19 protein-coding genes are annotated in these 16,956 nt (G+C 65.3%); 12 read left to right on the forward strand and 7 right to left on the reverse strand.

The genetic code is table 11. The features are described from left to right. Positions 1 to 71: 71 nt before the first annotated feature. The 6 genes from ftsE (at position 72) to ggt (ending at position 5,015) form a co-directional block, all read left to right on the forward strand. A complete protein-coding gene (gene ftsE, locus ACKTEK_RS13505) occupies positions 72 to 734 on the forward strand; it encodes a cell division ATP-binding protein FtsE (RefSeq protein ID WP_409165816.1) in 663 nt (220 codons plus the stop codon). Further along, positions 721 to 1,680: a cell division protein FtsX gene (locus ACKTEK_RS13510; RefSeq protein WP_409165817.1), complete on the forward strand. Its 960-nt coding sequence runs from the start codon at positions 721 to 723 to the stop codon at positions 1,678 to 1,680. The genes ftsE and ACKTEK_RS13510 overlap by 14 nt, the downstream gene beginning before the upstream one ends. A 121-nt stretch (positions 1,681 to 1,801) precedes the next feature. Continuing rightward, positions 1,802 to 2,449, forward strand: coding sequence for a YdcF family protein (locus ACKTEK_RS13515; RefSeq protein ID WP_409165818.1), 648 nt, complete (start codon positions 1,802 to 1,804; stop codon positions 2,447 to 2,449). Between the two features lie 177 nt (positions 2,450 to 2,626). After that, positions 2,627 to 2,806, forward strand: coding sequence for a 50S ribosomal protein L32 (rpmF, locus tag ACKTEK_RS13520; protein WP_409165819.1), 180 nt, complete (start codon positions 2,627 to 2,629; stop codon positions 2,804 to 2,806). Between the two features lie 154 nt (positions 2,807 to 2,960). Then, a complete protein-coding gene (locus ACKTEK_RS13525; protein WP_409165820.1) occupies positions 2,961 to 3,386 on the forward strand; it encodes a hypothetical protein in 426 nt (141 codons plus the stop codon). A 30-nt stretch (positions 3,387 to 3,416) separates the two neighbouring features. After that, on the forward strand, positions 3,417 to 5,015 hold the full coding sequence (ggt, locus tag ACKTEK_RS13530) for a gamma-glutamyltransferase (protein ID WP_409165821.1): 1,599 nt from the start codon (positions 3,417 to 3,419) through the stop codon (positions 5,013 to 5,015). Positions 5,016 to 5,090: 75 nt separating this feature from the next. Here ggt and ACKTEK_RS13535 read toward each other — a convergent pair whose 3' ends face one another. Continuing rightward, positions 5,091 to 5,372: a hypothetical protein gene (locus ACKTEK_RS13535; RefSeq protein ID WP_409165822.1), complete on the reverse strand. Its 282-nt coding sequence runs from the start codon at positions 5,370 to 5,372 to the stop codon at positions 5,091 to 5,093. Between the two features lie 350 nt (positions 5,373 to 5,722). Here ACKTEK_RS13535 and ACKTEK_RS13540 point away from each other — a divergent pair, with 350 nt between their 5' ends. Beyond that, positions 5,723 to 7,465: an EAL domain-containing protein gene (locus tag ACKTEK_RS13540; protein ID WP_409165823.1), complete on the forward strand. Its 1,743-nt coding sequence runs from the start codon at positions 5,723 to 5,725 to the stop codon at positions 7,463 to 7,465. A 54-nt stretch (positions 7,466 to 7,519) separates the two neighbouring features. Here the strand turns inward: ACKTEK_RS13540 and phaR are convergent, their stop codons facing one another. Continuing rightward, a complete protein-coding gene (gene phaR / locus ACKTEK_RS13545; RefSeq protein ID WP_409165824.1) occupies positions 7,520 to 8,134 on the reverse strand; it encodes a polyhydroxyalkanoate synthesis repressor PhaR in 615 nt (204 codons plus the stop codon). Between the two features lie 301 nt (positions 8,135 to 8,435). On the opposite strand from phaR, the gene ACKTEK_RS13550 reads away from it, so the two are divergent. Further along, positions 8,436 to 9,617: an acetyl-CoA C-acetyltransferase gene (locus ACKTEK_RS13550; RefSeq protein ID WP_409165825.1), complete on the forward strand. Its 1,182-nt coding sequence runs from the start codon at positions 8,436 to 8,438 to the stop codon at positions 9,615 to 9,617. A gap of 43 nt (positions 9,618 to 9,660) precedes the next feature. Here the strand turns inward: ACKTEK_RS13550 and ACKTEK_RS13555 are convergent, their stop codons facing one another. Continuing rightward, on the reverse strand, positions 9,661 to 9,843 hold the full coding sequence (locus tag ACKTEK_RS13555; RefSeq protein WP_409165826.1) for a hypothetical protein: 183 nt from the start codon (positions 9,841 to 9,843) through the stop codon (positions 9,661 to 9,663). 133 nt (positions 9,844 to 9,976) lie between these two features. Here ACKTEK_RS13555 and phbB point away from each other — a divergent pair, with 133 nt between their 5' ends. The 3 genes from phbB (at position 9,977) to ACKTEK_RS13570 (ending at position 12,781) form a co-directional block, all read left to right on the forward strand. Further along, positions 9,977 to 10,702: an acetoacetyl-CoA reductase gene (gene phbB / locus ACKTEK_RS13560; protein WP_409165827.1), complete on the forward strand. Its 726-nt coding sequence runs from the start codon at positions 9,977 to 9,979 to the stop codon at positions 10,700 to 10,702. A gap of 197 nt (positions 10,703 to 10,899) precedes the next feature. Further along, positions 10,900 to 11,826, forward strand: coding sequence for a calcium/sodium antiporter (locus ACKTEK_RS13565; RefSeq protein WP_409165828.1), 927 nt, complete (start codon positions 10,900 to 10,902; stop codon positions 11,824 to 11,826). Between the two features lie 43 nt (positions 11,827 to 11,869). Then, the gene (locus ACKTEK_RS13570) at positions 11,870 to 12,781 is read left to right on the forward strand and encodes a DMT family transporter (RefSeq protein ID WP_409165829.1); all 912 of its coding nucleotides are present in this window, start codon (positions 11,870 to 11,872) and stop codon (positions 12,779 to 12,781) included. Here ACKTEK_RS13570 and ACKTEK_RS13575 read toward each other — a convergent pair. Next, positions 12,778 to 13,242, reverse strand: a complete 465-nt coding sequence (locus ACKTEK_RS13575; RefSeq protein WP_409165830.1) for a cupin domain-containing protein — start codon at positions 13,240 to 13,242, stop codon at positions 12,778 to 12,780. The genes ACKTEK_RS13570 and ACKTEK_RS13575 overlap by 4 nt on opposite strands. Continuing rightward, the gene (gloB, locus tag ACKTEK_RS13580; protein WP_409165831.1) at positions 13,239 to 13,997 is read right to left on the reverse strand and encodes a hydroxyacylglutathione hydrolase; all 759 of its coding nucleotides are present in this window, start codon (positions 13,995 to 13,997) and stop codon (positions 13,239 to 13,241) included. Before gloB ends, ACKTEK_RS13575 begins: the two co-directional genes overlap by 4 nt. A 116-nt stretch (positions 13,998 to 14,113) precedes the next feature. Between gloB and ACKTEK_RS13585 the strand changes: the two genes are divergently transcribed. Beyond that, on the forward strand, positions 14,114 to 14,863 hold the full coding sequence (locus ACKTEK_RS13585; protein WP_409165832.1) for a class I SAM-dependent methyltransferase: 750 nt from the start codon (positions 14,114 to 14,116) through the stop codon (positions 14,861 to 14,863). Between the two features lie 21 nt (positions 14,864 to 14,884). Here ACKTEK_RS13585 and metW read toward each other — a convergent pair whose 3' ends face one another. Continuing rightward, positions 14,885 to 15,508, reverse strand: a complete 624-nt coding sequence (gene metW / locus ACKTEK_RS13590) for a methionine biosynthesis protein MetW (protein ID WP_409166160.1) — start codon at positions 15,506 to 15,508, stop codon at positions 14,885 to 14,887. 35 nt (positions 15,509 to 15,543) lie between these two features. Next, a complete protein-coding gene (locus tag ACKTEK_RS13595) occupies positions 15,544 to 16,752 on the reverse strand; it encodes a homoserine O-acetyltransferase (RefSeq protein ID WP_409165833.1) in 1,209 nt (402 codons plus the stop codon). Positions 16,753 to 16,956 lie beyond the last annotated feature (204 nt).

The following is a 16,956-nucleotide window of genomic DNA, read 5'->3' on the forward strand; positions in this document are numbered from 1 at the left end:
GAATTGGAAACGAATCCCGCCAAGCTTGTCACAATGATGCAAGCCCCAAACGCTGCGCGCGAGGCAGGCCGATGATCCGTTTCGAAAATGTCGGACTTCGATACGGCATGGGTCCGGAGGTGTTGAGCGATATCTCCTTCCAGATCGCCCCTGGTTCCTTCCAGTTCCTGACCGGGCCTTCGGGCGCGGGCAAGACGTCACTGCTGCGGCTGTTGTTCCTTGCGCTGAAGCCCACGCGCGGCCTCATCAACATCTTCGGGCAGGACGCAGCCAGCCTGCCGCTCGGCACGCTTCCCGCGATCCGCCGGCGCGTCGGCATCGTGTTCCAGGACTTCCGCCTGCTCGACCACCTGACGACCTACGAAAACGTCGCTCTGCCGCTGCGCGTGATCGGCCAGAGCGAGAGCGGATACCGCAAGGACGTGGAAGAGCTGCTGCAATGGGTTGGCCTCGACCACCGCATGGACGCCTATCCGCCGGTTCTGTCTGGCGGTGAAAAGCAGCGCGCGGCCATTGCGCGCGCCGTCATCGCCCAGCCTGACCTGCTGCTTGCCGACGAACCGACCGGCAACGTCGACCCGACGCTCGCCCGCCGTCTGCTGCGTCTCTTTTCCGAACTGCACCGGCTCGGCACCACCGTCGTCATCGCCACCCACGACATCGCGCTGATGGACCAGTACGAGCATGCCCGCCGGCTCGTGCTCAACGAAGGCAGGCTGCATGTCTACGACTGAGCAGGCCACCGCAATCGCGCTGGGCAACGCCAGCGACAAGCCCGACGAGCGCGTCGTCAATGCCATCGTGCCGGCCAACGGCATGTCGGGCCGCGCGCTCGTCGTGGTCATCGCGATCATGGCCTTCCTCGCCTCGCTGACCATCGGCCTCGTCACCGCGATCTCGAGCGCTGCGGAATCCTGGGCCGGCGATCTCGGTCGGGAACTGACGATCCAGGTCATGCCGCTGGACGGACGAGACACCGGCGAGGACGCGGACACAGCCGCGCGCATCATTTCCGACATGCCCGGTGTGGTCGAGGCGCGCGTGCTGGCGGACGAAAACCTGCATGCCCTGCTGGAGCCGTGGCTCGGCGCGGAATTCGACCTCGATTCCCTGCCCGTACCGCGCCTCGTCGTGGTTACCGTCGATCCCGCCGGTCCGCCGACGGCTGACGAAATTCGCGCCGCCCTTGCCGACGAGGTGCCCTCGGCCTCCATCGACGATCATAAGATCTGGCAGGAACGCCTGTCGATCATGGCGCGCACCATCGTCATCGCCGGCATCGGCATTTTCGGGCTGGTCCTGGCGGCAACCGTGCTGTCCATCGTGTTTGCGACCCGCGGCGCGATGGCTGCCAACCGCGATATCGTGCAGGTGCTGCACCTTGTCGGCGCACGCGAACGCTTCATCGCGTGGCAGTTCGTGCGCCACTTCCTCATTCTCGGCCTGAAGGGCGGCAATGCCGGCGGCCTGATGGCACTTCTGACCTTCATCGCGGCGGGCTGGTTCTCCAGTTACATGGTCGCGACGCCCGCCGGCGCGCAGCTTGAAGCATTGTTCGGGAATTTCGGACTTGGCGCCGATGGTTACGTCGCAATCGTGCTTACCGTTTTGCTTATTGCTGGACTGACCGCGATCACAGCCTACCTTTCGGTTGTACGAATTGTACGCGGAATGGTTTAATATGCGTCGGGGAGGCACGGCTGCGCCGCAATCGTGCCCACGATCTGCCAGATTTATGGGTTAGCCCACGATGATGGAGACGACGATAACGCAACACCGGGGGGACGTGCTTCCGCACGGCGTGAGCCAGAGCTGGCTGCGTCGGATTGCGACTGCTCTCTGCGCGGTCGTCATCGGGCTGTCCGTGGGCTTCCTCATCGGCCTGTTTCACTTTGCCGGACAGGTCTCGGCCATGTCCGAGCGCGCCGCCCCCACAGTTCCCGCAGACGGCATCGTGGTCCTGACCGGCGGTCAGGAACGCATCACCGACGCGGTTGACCTTCTGGGCCGCGACATGGGCCGCCGCCTGCTCATTTCCGGCGTGAACCCGCACACCACTCCCGGCGACATCGCCCGCACCATCGATGCGCCGAAAAACCTGTTCAACTGCTGCGTCGATTTCGGCTACAGCGCGCTGAACACGCTGGGCAACGCGGTCGAAACCGGCCGCTGGGTGCGCGCCAATTCCTTCGAAAGTCTCATTGTCGTGACGTCCGGCTACCACATGCCGCGCACGCTTGTGGAGCTGTCGCGCGAGACAAACGGCACGCGCCTCGTACCCTACCCGGTCTTTCCGGCCGATACCGACTTCTCCGACTGGTGGCGCAACCGGGAGAAGGCGACGGTGATGACCAAGGAATACGTGAAGTACATCCTGTCGCTGGTGCGCATCCGTCTGCGTGCACCCAATGCCGATGGCTATCGCATCCTCGCCACCGCATCGCTCTAAGGCCGATTTGCAGGCCCGGCAGGGCTAGCCAAGAGCAAACTTTGCCTGTATAAGCCGCCGCTCAATCCCAAGGCGCATGTGAACTTCACGGTTGCCGCGGCCCACCGCCGGGTGGTCGTCCATGTGCCGGGACATCGATTTCGACCCTGCCCGCGCAGGTCCAACGGAGTTGCCGAAATGGCCGTACCAAAGCGCAAAGTCACCCGCATGAAGCGGGGCCACCGCCGGTCTGCCGACGCCCTGAACAACCCGACATATGTCGAGGACAAGGAGTCCGGCGAGCTGCGTCGTCCGCACCACATCGACCTGAAGGCCGGCACCTACCGTGGCCGCCAGGTTCTGGAGCCGCGCGACTGATTTCAGTTACGCCACTGCGTTCCATCACGACGAGATGAAGCGGCCTGAAAGGGCCGCTTTTTTCTTGTCTGCTCGTCGGCAACGCTGCTGTCGCTTGTAGGCCTGCCCGCAGCGGCGCATAAAGGACGAGTGACCGTCCAGGAGTTCATGTCCAGTGCTCGTCAATTTCCCGCTGCTTGTCGTTCCGCTCATCGTCTACAATCTCGTGGCCTTCTCGATGGCCGATCCGGGGCTGGGACCGCAGGCCGCGTGGGCCGAACCGGTCACGCAGGTGACGATGGTCTCCGGCATCGAGTGGACGCTCACCATGGGCGACCTGCTGCTGATGGCATCGCTTGTCATGCTGTTCATCGAGGTGCTCAAGGCGACGCGCACCGGCGCGAGCTCCATTGTCGATCACCTGCTTTCCACCGCCGTCTTCGTGGCGTGCCTGGTGGAATTCCTGCTGGTCGAGCAGGCCGCCACGTCCACTTTCTTCCTGCTGATGATCATGACGCTCTTCGATGTCATGGCGGGCTTCTCGGTGACGATCCGCGCCGCCCGGCGTGATTTTGGCGTCGGGCCCGACGGCGGCTTCTGATCCGGCACGCAACATCTGTCTGGGGGCAACATGCGCAACTTCCACGAACCTCGCCGCTCCGCAGTCTTCGCGCCGCGCGGAGCCATCGCCACATCACACCACCTGTCCTCGGCGGCAGGGTTGGAGGTGTTGAAATCCGGCGGCAATGCGCTCGATGCGGCGATCACGGCTGCCGCCGTGCAGGCCGTCGTAGAACCGCAGATGACCAGCGCAGGCGGCGACCTTTTCGCCATGATTGCCTTCCCGGACGGGCGTATCGAGGGGTTCAACGCATCCGGCAAGGCGGCTGCCGCCATCGACCCGGAAAAGCTTCGCGCCGACGGCTTCGAGACCATTCCCGACACGCACGGCCTCGCCATCACCGTGCCGGGCGGCGTTGCCGGCTGGTGTCGCCTGCTGGAGCGCCACGGAACCATCGGCATTGACCGGGCCATGGCCCCTGCCATCGACATTGCCGAGAACGGCTATGCCGTCAGTCCGCGTGTCGCCCATGACTGGCCCTCCAGGACGGCGGAACTGGCAAGCTTCGAAGGCTCGCGCGCCCACTACCTGAAGTCCGACGGCACAGCCCCGGTCGCAGGTGACGTGATGCGCTTCCCGGCGCTTGCGAAATCCCTGCGCGCCATCGCCGACAACGGCGAGGCCGGCTTCTATGCCGGCGCGGTCGCCGACGACATCGTCGCAACCGTGCAGGCCGCCGGTGGCCTGATGACGCTCGAGGATCTTGCCGCCGTCAGCGTCGACCCGATGACGCCAGTCACCGCCACCTATCGGGGCCGCGAGATCGTCGAGCTGCCGCCCAACACGCAGGGCTTCGTTGCCCTGTTGATGCTGCGCATCCTCGAGGGCTTCGACATGGCAAGCCTCGATCCGCTCGGCCCGGAGCGTTTCCATCTCGAAATGGAAGCCGCGAACCTCGCCTACGCGGTGCGCGGCGTGTATCTCGCCGATGCCGACGCCATGACGACGGACGTGGCGGACCTGCTGAGTGACGCGACGGTGGATGCGCTTCGCAGCCGCATCGACATGAATGCGCGCATCGCCGATCCCGGCACCCCGGACACGTCCGGCACCGACACGGTCTACATCTCCTGCGTGGATGAAAACCGCATGGCGGTGTCCCTCATCAACTCGATCTTCAAGACATTCGGCTCGTGCATCGCCACTCCGAAGACCGGCATCATCCTGCAGAACCGGGGCGCGGGCTTCGTGCTGACACCGGGCCACCCGAACTGCATCGCGGGCGGCAAGCGCCCGCTGCACACGCTCATCCCCGGCATGATGAAGGCCGACGGCAAGGTGACGCACAGCTTCGGCGTGATGGGCGGGCAGTACCAGGCCTGCGGCCATGCCCACGTCGTCACCAACATGGTCGACTACGGCATGGACGTGCAGGCAGCGATCGACTTCCCGCGCATCTTCATGGACCCGCTTGGCGCAAACTCGGTGCTCGACATCGAGACCACGGTCCCGCAGACGACCATCGACGGGCTGGAAAAGCGCGGCCATCGCTGGCAGATCGCGGACGGGGCTATCGGCGGCGCGCAGGCGATCCAGATCGACCGCGAACGCGACGTCCTCATCGCCGGCTCCGAGCCGCGCAAGGATGGCTGCGCGCTGGGCTACTGAGCCACACGCACCGAGACAGCAAAAAGCCCGCCATTGGCGGGCTTTTTTCATTTCGGGTGAACCTGGAAACGGGAGCTACAGCGAGCCGACCATGTGCGGCACCCGCATCGCCGCCGGGCGGCGGGCGCTGGCCTGATAGGCATCGCTGGCGATCTGCGGCGCGGTGCGGCGACGCGCACGCGTTCCCTCAACACCCATCTCGTTGGCGATGAGCTGGGTGATGTAGGCCGAAGATGTGCCGGAACGCGTGCCAACATGCGCGCGCGGTTCGCGGCGCGGCTGGTGCGGCACCATGGAGACCAGCGCACGCGAGGCTGAAGCCCCGTCGTTTGCAGCCTGCGCGGAACGCGCGCTCACCCGTGATGCGGGGGACGCTGCCGAGATCCGGTTTATGCCGTTTCCACTGGACGTGGAGACCATGTCCTGTCCTTCCGGTCCGATCGCCTCGTTACCCCGCCGGTTTCTGTGAACCGTGTCAGTGCAACTGTACCGATATGGAACAAATCCCGAAACGGGACAACAAGTTCCGCTTTTTCGGGGCTGAAGTTTACGATTTGCAAACCTCGGGCCAACCGGACCGTTAAGGAAAATGGCGAAGAGGGGCAGAATTTAGCCGAATCTTAACGGCCTTCATCGAATTGTAGGACGAAGAATGTTCCGGAACGCGAGAAACGCTCAGCCGGATAGCCGCCAGGATGGGGCTGCAAGTGCAAGACGGACAGAATACGACCGACCAGGAAACGTCGGCGCCGCCCGCCAGCGCGCACGGACTGAGCGATATCCTGCGCGACACCGCCACCGCGCTCTATCACTGGTCTGCTGCCGATGACCGCATTCGCTGGAGCGGAAACGCTGCCGGCCTTTTCGATGCGATCTATCACGAGCTTCCCCGCGTCGGTGCCGACTACGAGGCGCTGCTCGACGAGGATGTGAAGAAGAAGCGCCAACGCGCAATCATCGCCGCCGCCAAGGGCGAAACCGATTGCGGCCTGAACTTCGAACAGGTCCTCCCCATCCGCGATGTCGGCCTTGATGGCCGCCAGAAGCTGTTCCGGCTGGCCGAATGCGGCCACTTGCTCATCAACGAAGACGGCACGATTGCCGGCATCCACGGCTCGCTGCACCACATCCGCGCCGGCGAGGAAGGGCTTGCCGCAGCCTCCGCCGACCTCGACCCGCTGACCGGCGCCATGACCCGCAGCGCCCTGTCGGCGCAACTCAATTCCAGCATCGCCAAGGCGCGCGCCAAGAGCGGCAGCTGCGCCCTGCTCGTGGCAGCCATCGACAAGCTTGCCGTCGTCAACGATTCCTTCGGCTTCGAGATTGCCGACACGGTGATTGCCGAGATTTCGCGGCGCATGCATCGGGTGCTGCGCGAAGGCGACATGATCGGCCGCATCGCCGGCAACAAGTTCGCCGTCCTCATCCACGACTGCACGACCGAGGACGCCGCCACCGCGGCCCAGCGCGTGCGCGAGGCGGTTTCCATCTCGCCGGTCGAGATCGAATCGACGGAAGTCGTCGTTACCGTGTCTGTCGGCTGCGTGCTGGTACCGCGCTTTGCCCCCGATGCGGAAAAGGCGATGACGCGCGGCATCGAGGCGCTCAACGACGCACGCCACTCGCGCCGCTCCGGCTACGCCATGTACGAGCCGGATACCCGCCGCGACGTGCAGCGCCGTGACAACCTGCGTCTTGCCAACGACCTGCTCTCGGCCCTGTCGGAAGACCGCATGGGCGTCGCCCTGCAGCCCATCGTCTCGACCACCAATGATGAACCAGCCTTCTATGAGGCGCTCGTGCGCGTGCGCTCGCGCGACGGTGAGGATGTCACCGCCGGTGCCTTCATGGGCCTCGCCGACAAGCTCGGTCTGGTCCACCTCATCGACACGCGGATGCTCGACCTCGTCGTCAGCATGTTGATCGCGGATGAGAGCCTGAAGGTATCGCTCAACGTCGCGGTGTCCACCGCGCTCGACCCTGACTGGTTCCAGCGCATCACTGACCACGTTCTGCGCAACCGGTCCATCGCACCGCGCATGATCGTGGAGATCACCGAAACAGAAGCCATTCAGGACATCGAGGAAACCGCAGCCGTTGTCGCGTGGATCCACGACCTAGGCTGCAAGGTCGCGCTGGATGACTTCGGCGCGGGCTACACCACCTACCGCAACCTGCGCGACCTCGGCGTCGACCTTGTGAAGATCGACGGCGCGTTCATGCGCAACCTGCACCGATCCGAAGCCGACCAGATGTTCGTGAAGACGCTGATCGACCTTTCCCAGAACCTCGGGATCGAGACGGTGGCCGAATGGGTCGAGGACGAGCGTGACGCCGACCTGCTGAAGCAGTGGGGCGCGGAATACATCCAGGGCCACCTCTATGGTCGCGCCGTCACCCGCTACATGCCCTGCGACGGCCCGCTGGAAAAAGGCCAGATCGCCGTCTGAACATCGCTCGGCAGGTCACCGGCACTACTCATCAGGAGACTTGTCGGCAGTCGCTCAGGACAGCTTGTCGAGCTTGGCCTGCATGGCGGCAATCTCCTTGCGAAGATCGTTGATGTCGTCGCCGCCTTTTTCGCCGGTCGCTGCCGCTACGCCCTTGGCAGCGCCCTCATCGCCCTGTTCGCCGGCCGCCCCGGCTGCAAACGGCGAGAACATGCGCATCGCCTGTTCGAACATCACCATGTTGCGGCGCGTCTGATCCTCGATGGCTTCCATCGCCTGCTCGCCGAAGGCACGCGCCATCTGCGAACGCAGCTTGTCCTGGTCGCGGGTCAGCGAGCGCATGGTGAAGTCGAGATAGCTCGGCACGAGGCTCTGCATCTGGTCGCCGTAGAAACCGATAAGCTGGCGCAGGAAGCTGACCGGCAGCATGTTGCCGCCACGGCTCTCCTGCTCGAAGATGATCTGCGTCAGCACCGAGCGGGTGATGTCTTCTCCCGACTTGGCATCCACCACCACGAAGTCCTCGCCGGACTTCACCAATGCGCCGAGGTCATCGAGCGTGACATAGGTGCTCGTGCCCGTGTTGTAGAGACGGCGGTTGGCGTATTTCTTGATGGTGATGGCCGGCTTGTCGCCACCGGACTGCTTTGATTTCTTGGCGTCACTCATATCCGAAAATAACCCTTCGGCGTTGTTCCTCAAGCGTCAAGGATAGGGGATAAGCCCCTGCAACCGCCAGTTATTTTTGTGCGCTGCGCAATCCCGACCGCCCCATGGTAAATACTGCATACGTCCTATGCCGAATTGACTCCCGCTTGCGCAGGGTTAATTCCTTTGGACAGCTCATTCGCGGTGCGGACGTACCTGTGTCATGCTGCGGGTGCAAACACGGTCCCGGGCAGTTGCGGCAGACCCGCACGGACACTGGTCGCCCGGCTGAAGCCGCATTCATCTACTGGAGGCAATCCCCATGAGTGGTTCTGCAATCGTCATCGCCAGCGCGGCGCGCACGCCCGTCGGCAGCTTTAACGGCGCGCTGTCCGACGTGTCGGCATCCGCCCTCGGCACCACCGCCATCAAGGCGGCACTGGAACGCGCAGGCGTCGATGGCAAGGACGTTGGCGAAGTCATCCTCGGCCAGATTCTCACCGCAGGCGCGGGCCAGAACCCGGCCCGGCAGGCCTCCATCGGCGCGGGCCTCCCCGTCGAAACCCCCGCCTGGGGCATGAACCAGCTGTGCGGCTCCGGCCTGCGCGCGGTTGCGCTGGGCGCCCAGCAGGTCGCCGACGGTTCGTCCGCCATCGTCGTGGCCGGTGGCCAGGAATCCATGAGCCAGGCCCCGCACTGCGCGCACCTGCGCGACGGCGTGAAAATGGGCGACATGAAGATGATCGACACCATGCTCAAGGACGGACTGTGGGATGCCTTCAACGGCTACCACATGGGCAACACAGCAGAGAATGTCGCCAAGCAGTGGCAGATCACCCGCGACCAGCAGGACGCCTTCGCCGTTGCCTCCCAGAACAAGGCCGAGGCGGCCCAGAAGGACGGCAAGTTCAAGGACGAGATCGCCCCGGTCACCATCACCACCCGCAAGGGTGACAAGGTCGTCAGCGATGACGAGTACATCCGCCACGGCGCGACGCTCGACAGCATCAACGGCCTGCGCACCGTCTTCGAAAAGGATGGCACCGTCACCGCCGGCAACGCATCCGGCATCAATGACGGCGCAGCCGCCACCGTGCTGATGAACGAGGCCGAAGCCAACCGCCGCGGCATCACCCCGCTGGCGCGCATCGTCTCGTGGGCGAGCGTCGGCGTCGACCCGGCCATCATGGGTTCCGGCCCGATCCCGGCATCGCGCAAGGCGCTGGAAAAGGCCGGCTGGAAGATCGAGGATCTCGACCTCGTCGAGGCCAACGAGGCCTTCGCCGCGCAGGCCTGCGCGGTCAACAAGGATCTCGGCTGGAACCCCGACATCGTCAACGTGAACGGTGGCGCCATCGCCATCGGTCACCCGATCGGCGCATCGGGCGCCCGCGTTCTCACCACCCTGCTCTACGAGATGCAGAAGCGCGACGCCAAGAAAGGCCTCGCCACCTTGTGCATCGGCGGCGGCATGGGCGTTGCGATGTGCGTGGAGCGCGACTGATCACGCTTTCGACGGGGAGCGGCTGGCCGCTCCCCGCACTTGTCTACAGCCCGCGGAACAGGTTGCCGACGAGCAGGATGATGTAGGCGATTGCCAAAGTCGCGAACGCGTTGCCCGACACCACGGGGATGCTGATCGAACCGTAAGTGACCAGCAGGGCCAGAATTGCCAGCACGACCGAAATGGCGAAGACTGGCGTCGTCGGGGGGCTGAGGTTGAATCTCATGTTTGTTGCCTCCTGTTGTGCCGCCTGAGCGCGGCCGAGAGCATCCAGTAGCGGGCGGATTTCCGCCCAAAGACGAATTGGCGCGAACACAATGCGCCGACAAAAAAGACCAGACGCTCAGGGAGGGCATAATATGGCACGCACGGCATTGGTAACAGGTGGTTCGCGCGGAATCGGCGCGGCGATTTCGAAGGCTCTGAAAGAGGCCGGATTTAGCGTTGCGGCGAACTACGCCGGCAACGACGAGGCGGCGAACGCCTTCAAGGAAGAGACCGGCATCCCCGTCTATAAGTGGTCGGTCGCCGACTATGCCGCCTGCGAGCAGGGCATCAAGCAGGTCGAGGCCGACATTGGCCCCATCGACGTGCTCGTCAACAATGCCGGCATCACCCGCGACGCCATGTTTCACCGCATGACGCCGGAACAGTGGAACGAGGTCATCGGCACCAACCTCAACGGCGTCTTCAACATGACGCACCCGGTGTGGGGCGGCATGCGCGACCGCAAGTTTGGCCGCGTCATCAACATTTCCTCGATCAACGGCCAGAAGGGTCAGGCGGGTCAGGCGAACTACTCCGCCTCCAAGGCTGGCGACATCGGCTTCACCAAGGCACTGGCGCAGGAAGGCGCGCGCGCCGGCATCACCGTCAACGTCATCTGCCCGGGCTATATCGGCACGGAGATGGTCCGCGCCATCGACGAGAAGGTGTTGAACGAGCGCATCATCCCGCAGATCCCGGTCGGCCGTCTTGGCGAGCCGGAAGAGATCGCCCGCTGCGTGGTGTTCCTTGCATCCGACGATGCCGGTTTCATCACCGGCTCGACGATCAGCGCCAATGGCGGCCAGTACTTCTCCTAAGAGCCATAGCGGCCGCAACGACAATCAAGGGCGCCGAACGGCGCCCTTTTTCTTGTCCGCTTCGCATTCTTTCTCGGTTCACGTCTGCCACCAGATCGCGACACGCAATGTGATCGGCAGGTGACCTGCCGCTTTGAACGGGCGCACCCCATCTCAGGGGTCCGGCTGCCACGGGGCGGCCCCTGGTGAACCTCTCCATGACCATTCTGCTGCTGGCCGCTGGCCTGCTCCTGCTGCTCGCGGGCGGCGAGGCGCTCGTACGCGGCGCCGTCTCGCTCGCCGTCCGCCTCAACGTCTCTCCCCTCGTCATCGGCCTGACGCTTGTCGGGTTCGGCACTTCGATGCCGGAACTCTTCACTTCGGTTCAGGCGGCCCTCGCCGGTTCACCGGCCATTGCAGTCGGCAACATCGTCGGCTCCAACATCGCCAACGTGTTGCTGATCCTCGGCATCGCAACGCTGTTGATGCCCATTGCGGTCGAGCGCCGCGCCCTGATGCGTGACGGTGCTCTGCTGATCGGCGCGACACTGCTCTTCGCCGCGCTCTGCTTTTCCGGGTCGCTCGGGCGCGGCGCAGGCATCGCGCTGCTGGCGGGCCTCGTCCTCTATCTGGGCATCCTGTGGCATCAGGAGCGGGGCACCCCGGCGCAAGCGCCACAGCAAGCCGCACCGTCGACGACCTCACCGCTGGCCGCGCTGCTCATCGCCGCCGCGGGCCTCGCGATGATCGTGTTCGGCGCGCGGTTCCTTATAGATGGGGCGGTCATGCTGGCGCGAGCCTACGACATTTCCGAAGCCGTGATCGGCCTCACGGTTGTCGCCATCGGCACCTCGCTGCCCGAACTCGCGACCTCCATCGTCGCGGCCCTTCGCCGCCAGCCGGACGTCGCCTTCGGCAACATCATCGGCTCCAACATCTTCAACCTGCTGGGCATCGGCGGCGTCACTGCACTGATCCATCCGCTGGAGATCCCCGATGCCATGCGCAGCGTCGACATCCCGGTGATGGTCCTCGTCACGCTTGCGCTGCTCGTCGTCGCGTGGACGGGCCTGCGCATCGTACGCGTGGAAGGCGCGTTGCTGCTGGCGGGCTTTGCCGCGCACCAGGCCTTGCTCTGGACCTGACGGTCCGCTTGCGAAATGACGGGCGGCGGGCTATTCGCCGCCCATGAGCGCAGACACCCGCAAGACGACCGCCACCCTGATCGGCTTCACCGCCGTGCTGATGTGGGCGCTGCTGGCGCTCTTCACTGCCGCCAGCGGCAGGGTGCCGCCGTTCCAGCTGTCCGCCATGTGCTTCGCCATCGGCGGCTGCATCGGCCTCACCCGCTGGATCACGGTACCGCAGGCGCGCGCGGCCCTTGCCCGCCAGCCGTGGCAGGCCTGGCTGCTGGGGATCGGCGGGCTGTTCGGCTATCACTTCTTCTACTTCACGGCCCTGCGCAACGCGCCCGCCGTGGAAGCCGGGCTGATCGCCTATCTCTGGCCGCTGCTCATCGTGCTGTTTTCCGCACTGCTGCCGGGCGAGAAGCTGCGCTGGCACCACGTCGCCGGTGCGTTGCTCGGCTTTGCCGGTGCCGCGCTGATCGTCACGCGCGGCGAAAGCCTCGACATCGACCCGCAATATGCCTTCGGCTATCTCGCCGCCTGCGTCTGCGCGCTTGTCTGGTCGGGATACTCGGTGCTGTCGCGGCGGTTCTCCGCCGTGCCGACGGATGTCGTCACCGGCTTCTGCCTCGCGACCGCGATCCTTTCGGTGATCTGCCATCTGGCGCTGGAGCAAACGGTCTGGCCCGCGAGCCTGACGGAATGGCTCGCCGTCGCGGGCCTCGGTCTGCTGCCGGTCGGTCTTGCCTTCTACACGTGGGACCACGGCGTGAAGCACGGCGATATCCAGCTGCTCGGCGTCAGCTCCTACGCCGCGCCGCTCTTCTCCACGATCCTGCTGATCGCGTTCGGCTTCGCGCCCCTGACATGGGCCGTGGTCGCCGCCGCCGTGCTGGTGACGGGTGGTGCCGCGCTGGCCGCCAAGGACACGCTCACGAGCCGCCGCAAGGCCCGCGACACGCTTGCTGCCTAGGACTGTCCGCGCGGGACGGGACGCCAGTCCGGCGGCGCCATCTCGAACCCCTCGAAGGTAAAGCCCGGCGCGACGGTGCAGCTCACCAGCGTCCACAGCCCGAGGCTTTCCGCCGTCTGCCACGCATTGGCCGGGACGACCGCCTGCGGGCGTTCGCCCATGGCAAGGTTCGGCCCCAGCCGGAAGGCCTGCGCGTCGTGGCCGTTCTCGCTGATGGTCAGCGCCAGCGGCCCACCGGCATGGTGGTGCCAGGTTTCGACCGCATCGACACGGTGCCAGTGGGAATATTCACCGGCAGCCAGCAGGAAGTAGATGGCGGTCGAGCGGCTGCGGCCGGTCTCATCCGTCGCGGGATCGCGAAACGTCTCGCGGTAGTGCCCGCCTTCCGGATGCGGCTGCAACTCCAGAAGGCGGATGATGTCTTCGGCTGAAAGCGAGGCCCAGGCTGGTGCCTCGCTCAAAAGTTGTCCTTGCGCTTGCGCACTTCCGCCAGGACCGTCTCCGGGCTTTCGCCCGCAAGCCCCATGGCCTCGGCCACTTCGACGGTGCCTGCGCGCACGAAGGGGTTGGTTTCCAGCTCTTCGCCAACCGTGGTCGGCACGGTCGGGGTGCCCTGCTCCGTCTTCTTCTCCACCTCGTTGAGGCGGGCTTTCAGCTTTTCGTTGGTCGGGTCAGCGGTTACCGCGAAACGCGCGTTGGAGAGCGTGTATTCGTGCCCTGAAAACACCTTGGTGGAGGCCGGCAGCGCGCTGATCTTCTTCAGCGACGACCACATGTCCGCCGGCGTGCCCTCGAACAGCCGCCCACAGCCGAGCGTGAACATCGTGTCGCCGGCAAAGGCGAGGCCCGCCTTGCGCATGTAGTAGGTCACGTGGCCGGACGTGTGGCCCGGCGTCTCCAGCACTTCCACATCTTCGCCGCCGAAGGGAACGGTGTCGTTTTCGCTGACCGTCACGTCGAGGCCGGGGATGCGGTGCTCGTCGCGCTTCGGCCCGATGACCTTGATGTCCGGTCCGTTGAGCGCTTCCAGCCCGCCGATATGGTCGTTGTGGTGGTGGGTGATGAAGATATGCGTCAGCGTCCAGCCCGTATCGGCCAGAGCCTGCCGCACTGCTGCCTCCTCCGGCACGTCGATCGCGGCGGTCTCGCCGCTGTCAGGATCGTGGACCAGGACGCCATAGTTGTCGGACAGGCAGGCAAAGAGATGAGTTTCCATGTTCGAATATGCACCGTTTCCAGGTTTGAACGCGTTTGGCTTCTGTGGTGGTAATATTGTGCACCGCGCACCACAAATGAACCCTCCGCGCGCAGTCAGAACCGGAACGCAAGCAAATGGCCACCGACGTTGCCGACCTGCGCGACTTTTATACAGAGCCGCTTGGCCTCGTGGCGCGGCGGCGCATCCTGGCGCAGGTCGCCGGGCTGTGGGGTGAATTGCCTGGAGACAAGGTGGCCGGGCTTGGCTACGCGACGCCCTATATCCGGCCCTATATCGACAGCGCCGAGCGCGTCTTCGCGCTGATGCCCAGCCGGCAGGGGGTGGTGAACTGGCCGCCCCACGGCCCATCGGCGTCGGCGCTGGTCGAGGAATATGACCTGCCGCTGACCGATGGCGCGGTCGAGCGCCTGCTCATCGCGCATTGCCTGGAACACGCCGATTTTCCAGCCGAGGTGCTGAAGGAAGCCGGCCGCGTGCTGGCGCCCGGCGGCAGGCTCATCGTGATCGCGCCCAACCGGCGCGGGCTGTGGGCGCGCTCCGACAATTCGCCCTTCGGCCACGGCCGCCCGTTCAGCCGGTCGCAGCTTTCGGCGCTCCTCAGGCAGACCGGCTTCAGCCCCGCCAACTGGCGCGAGGCGCTCTACGTGCCGCCCTATAACCGGTTCGGCCTGCTGCGCATGTCGGGCGCGTTCGAAAAGCTTGGCGCCATCACGCCGATCATGTTCGGCGGCGTTCTCATCGTTGAAGCGCAGAAGCAGTTCATGTCGTCGAAGCCCGTGCGCGCCCGCGAACGTGTTTCCAGCACGGTGCGGGCGCTCGCGCCGCAGACGCAGGCGGCACCGGCGCGGCGCGACAGCTTCTAGTGGCATCAGGGCAAGTTCAGATCAGGACGGGCGCTCGCCCCGGTCGAGCAGGAACACCGCCTGCTCGCCGAACAGGTTCCAGAACCACCACGGCGCCTTGAAGGGAATCCGCTGGCCGTAGTGGTTGAGGGCAACAGCCTCGCGGATCTCCGCCTCCACCTGGTCGCACAGCTCCACGAAATCGCGGATCGTGCAGAAGTGGATGTTGGGCGTGTCGTACCAGTGGTAAGGCAGGTTCTTGGTCACCGGCATGCGCCCGAATCCGAGGAACTGGAGACGGATACTCCAGTGGCCGAAATTCGGCAGCGACACGATGACGTGCCGCCCGATCCGCAGGAGATGTTCCAGCACGATGCGCGGGTTGCGCGTCGCCTGGATCGTCTGGCTCAGGATCACGTAGTCGAAGCTGTCGTCGGAATAGTTGTGCAGGTCCTCGTCGGCATCGCCCTGGATGACGGCGAGCCCGCGCCCCACCGCTTCGGCGACACCTTCCGGCGAAAGCTCGATGCCGCGCCCGTCGATGCCGCGCACCTCTTCCAGCCGCTTCAGCAGCGCACCGTCGCCGCAGCCGACATCGAGCACACGCGCGCCCTCGCGCACGAAGCTCGCGATCACCTCGTGGTCGACGCGCGGGCCGGCACTCATGGTGCGCTCGTACTGGGGCGCCTCGTAGGGATCGCTCACGCACTGTCTCCCACGTCCAGCCCGCGCACACGGGCGGCAGAATCGATGAAGCCGCGCAACGCGGTCATCAGTTGCGGTTCGTCGAGCAGGAAGGCGTCATGGCCCCGGTCGGTCTCGATCTCCACGAAGCTGACGCGCGCGCCCGCGGCATTGAGCGCATGCACCACCGTGCGGTTGCCCTCGGTCGGAAACAGCCAGTCGGAGGTGAACGACACCATGCAGAAGCGGGTATTGGTTCCGGCGAACGCATTGGCCAGCACCCCGCCATGGTCTGCTGCGAGGTCGAAATAGTCCATCGCCCGCGTCAGGTAGAGATAGCTGTTGGCGTCGAACCGCTCCACAAAGGTCATGCCCTGGTGGCGCAGGTAGCTTTCCACCTGGAAATCGGCGTCGAAGCCGTAGGTCAGCGCGTCCCGGTCCTGCAGCCTGCGGCCGAACTTGCGGTGCATCGCCTCCTGCGACAGGTAGGTGATGTGCGCGGCCATGCGCGCCACCGCCAACCCCTTCGTCGGGTGCTTGCCCGCCGAATGGTAATCGCCCCGGCACCAGTCCGGATCGGCCATCACTGCCTGCCGCCCGACCTCGTGGAACGCGATGTTCTGCGTGGTGTGGCGGGCTGCCGTCGCGATGGGGATCGCGGAAAACACCCGCTGCGGGTAGTCGCTTGCCCATTGCAGCACCTGCATGCCGCCCATGGAGCCGCCCGCGACCGCAAACAGCGTTTCGATGCCGAGATGATCCACAAGCCTGGCCTGCGCGCGCACCATGTCGCGGATCGTGACGACAGGGAAATTCAGGCCGTAGGGCTTGCCGGTCGCCGGGTCGATGCTGGCCGGCCCGCTGGAGCCGAGGCACCCGCCCAGCACGTTGGCGCAGATGACGAAGAAGCGGTCCGTGTCGATGGGGCGGCCCGGCCCGACGAGCAGGTCCCACCAGCCGGGCTTGCCCGTCACCGGATGAATGCTCGCGGCGTGCTGGTCACCCGTCAGCGCATGGCACAGCAGCACGGCGTTGGACTTGTCGGCGTTCAGTTCGCCGTAGGTCTGGTAGGCGATCTGCCACGGCGCGAGATCGACGCCGCAATCGAGCGGCAGCGCGGCGTCGGCGCCAAAGCGCGCGACAAGGCTCGACGGCGCGTTGGCTTCATCCGCCTCCGCGGTCTTGCCCTTGTTTTCCGGGCTGCCCTGGTCTGTCGCCTTGCTCATCGGCTGCGTGCCGTTTCCTGCTCGTGTATCGGCCTGCAAGCCGATAGAACCGATAGGTAGGGAGCCACGCGACCCCGTGTCAATCACGCGCGTCGATTTGGCCGGTGGCCATGCCGCGCAACCTTGCCGCAAGCATCCGCTTTGCTTTTGTTGTCATGGAGTTCTAAACAGGGTCGCCGTGCCGCCGGCACCCTTTATTCAGGC

This window comes from Tepidamorphus sp. 3E244 (assembly GCF_046159835.1).
Lineage (GTDB): Bacteria > Pseudomonadota > Alphaproteobacteria > Rhizobiales > Tepidamorphaceae > JACKJK01.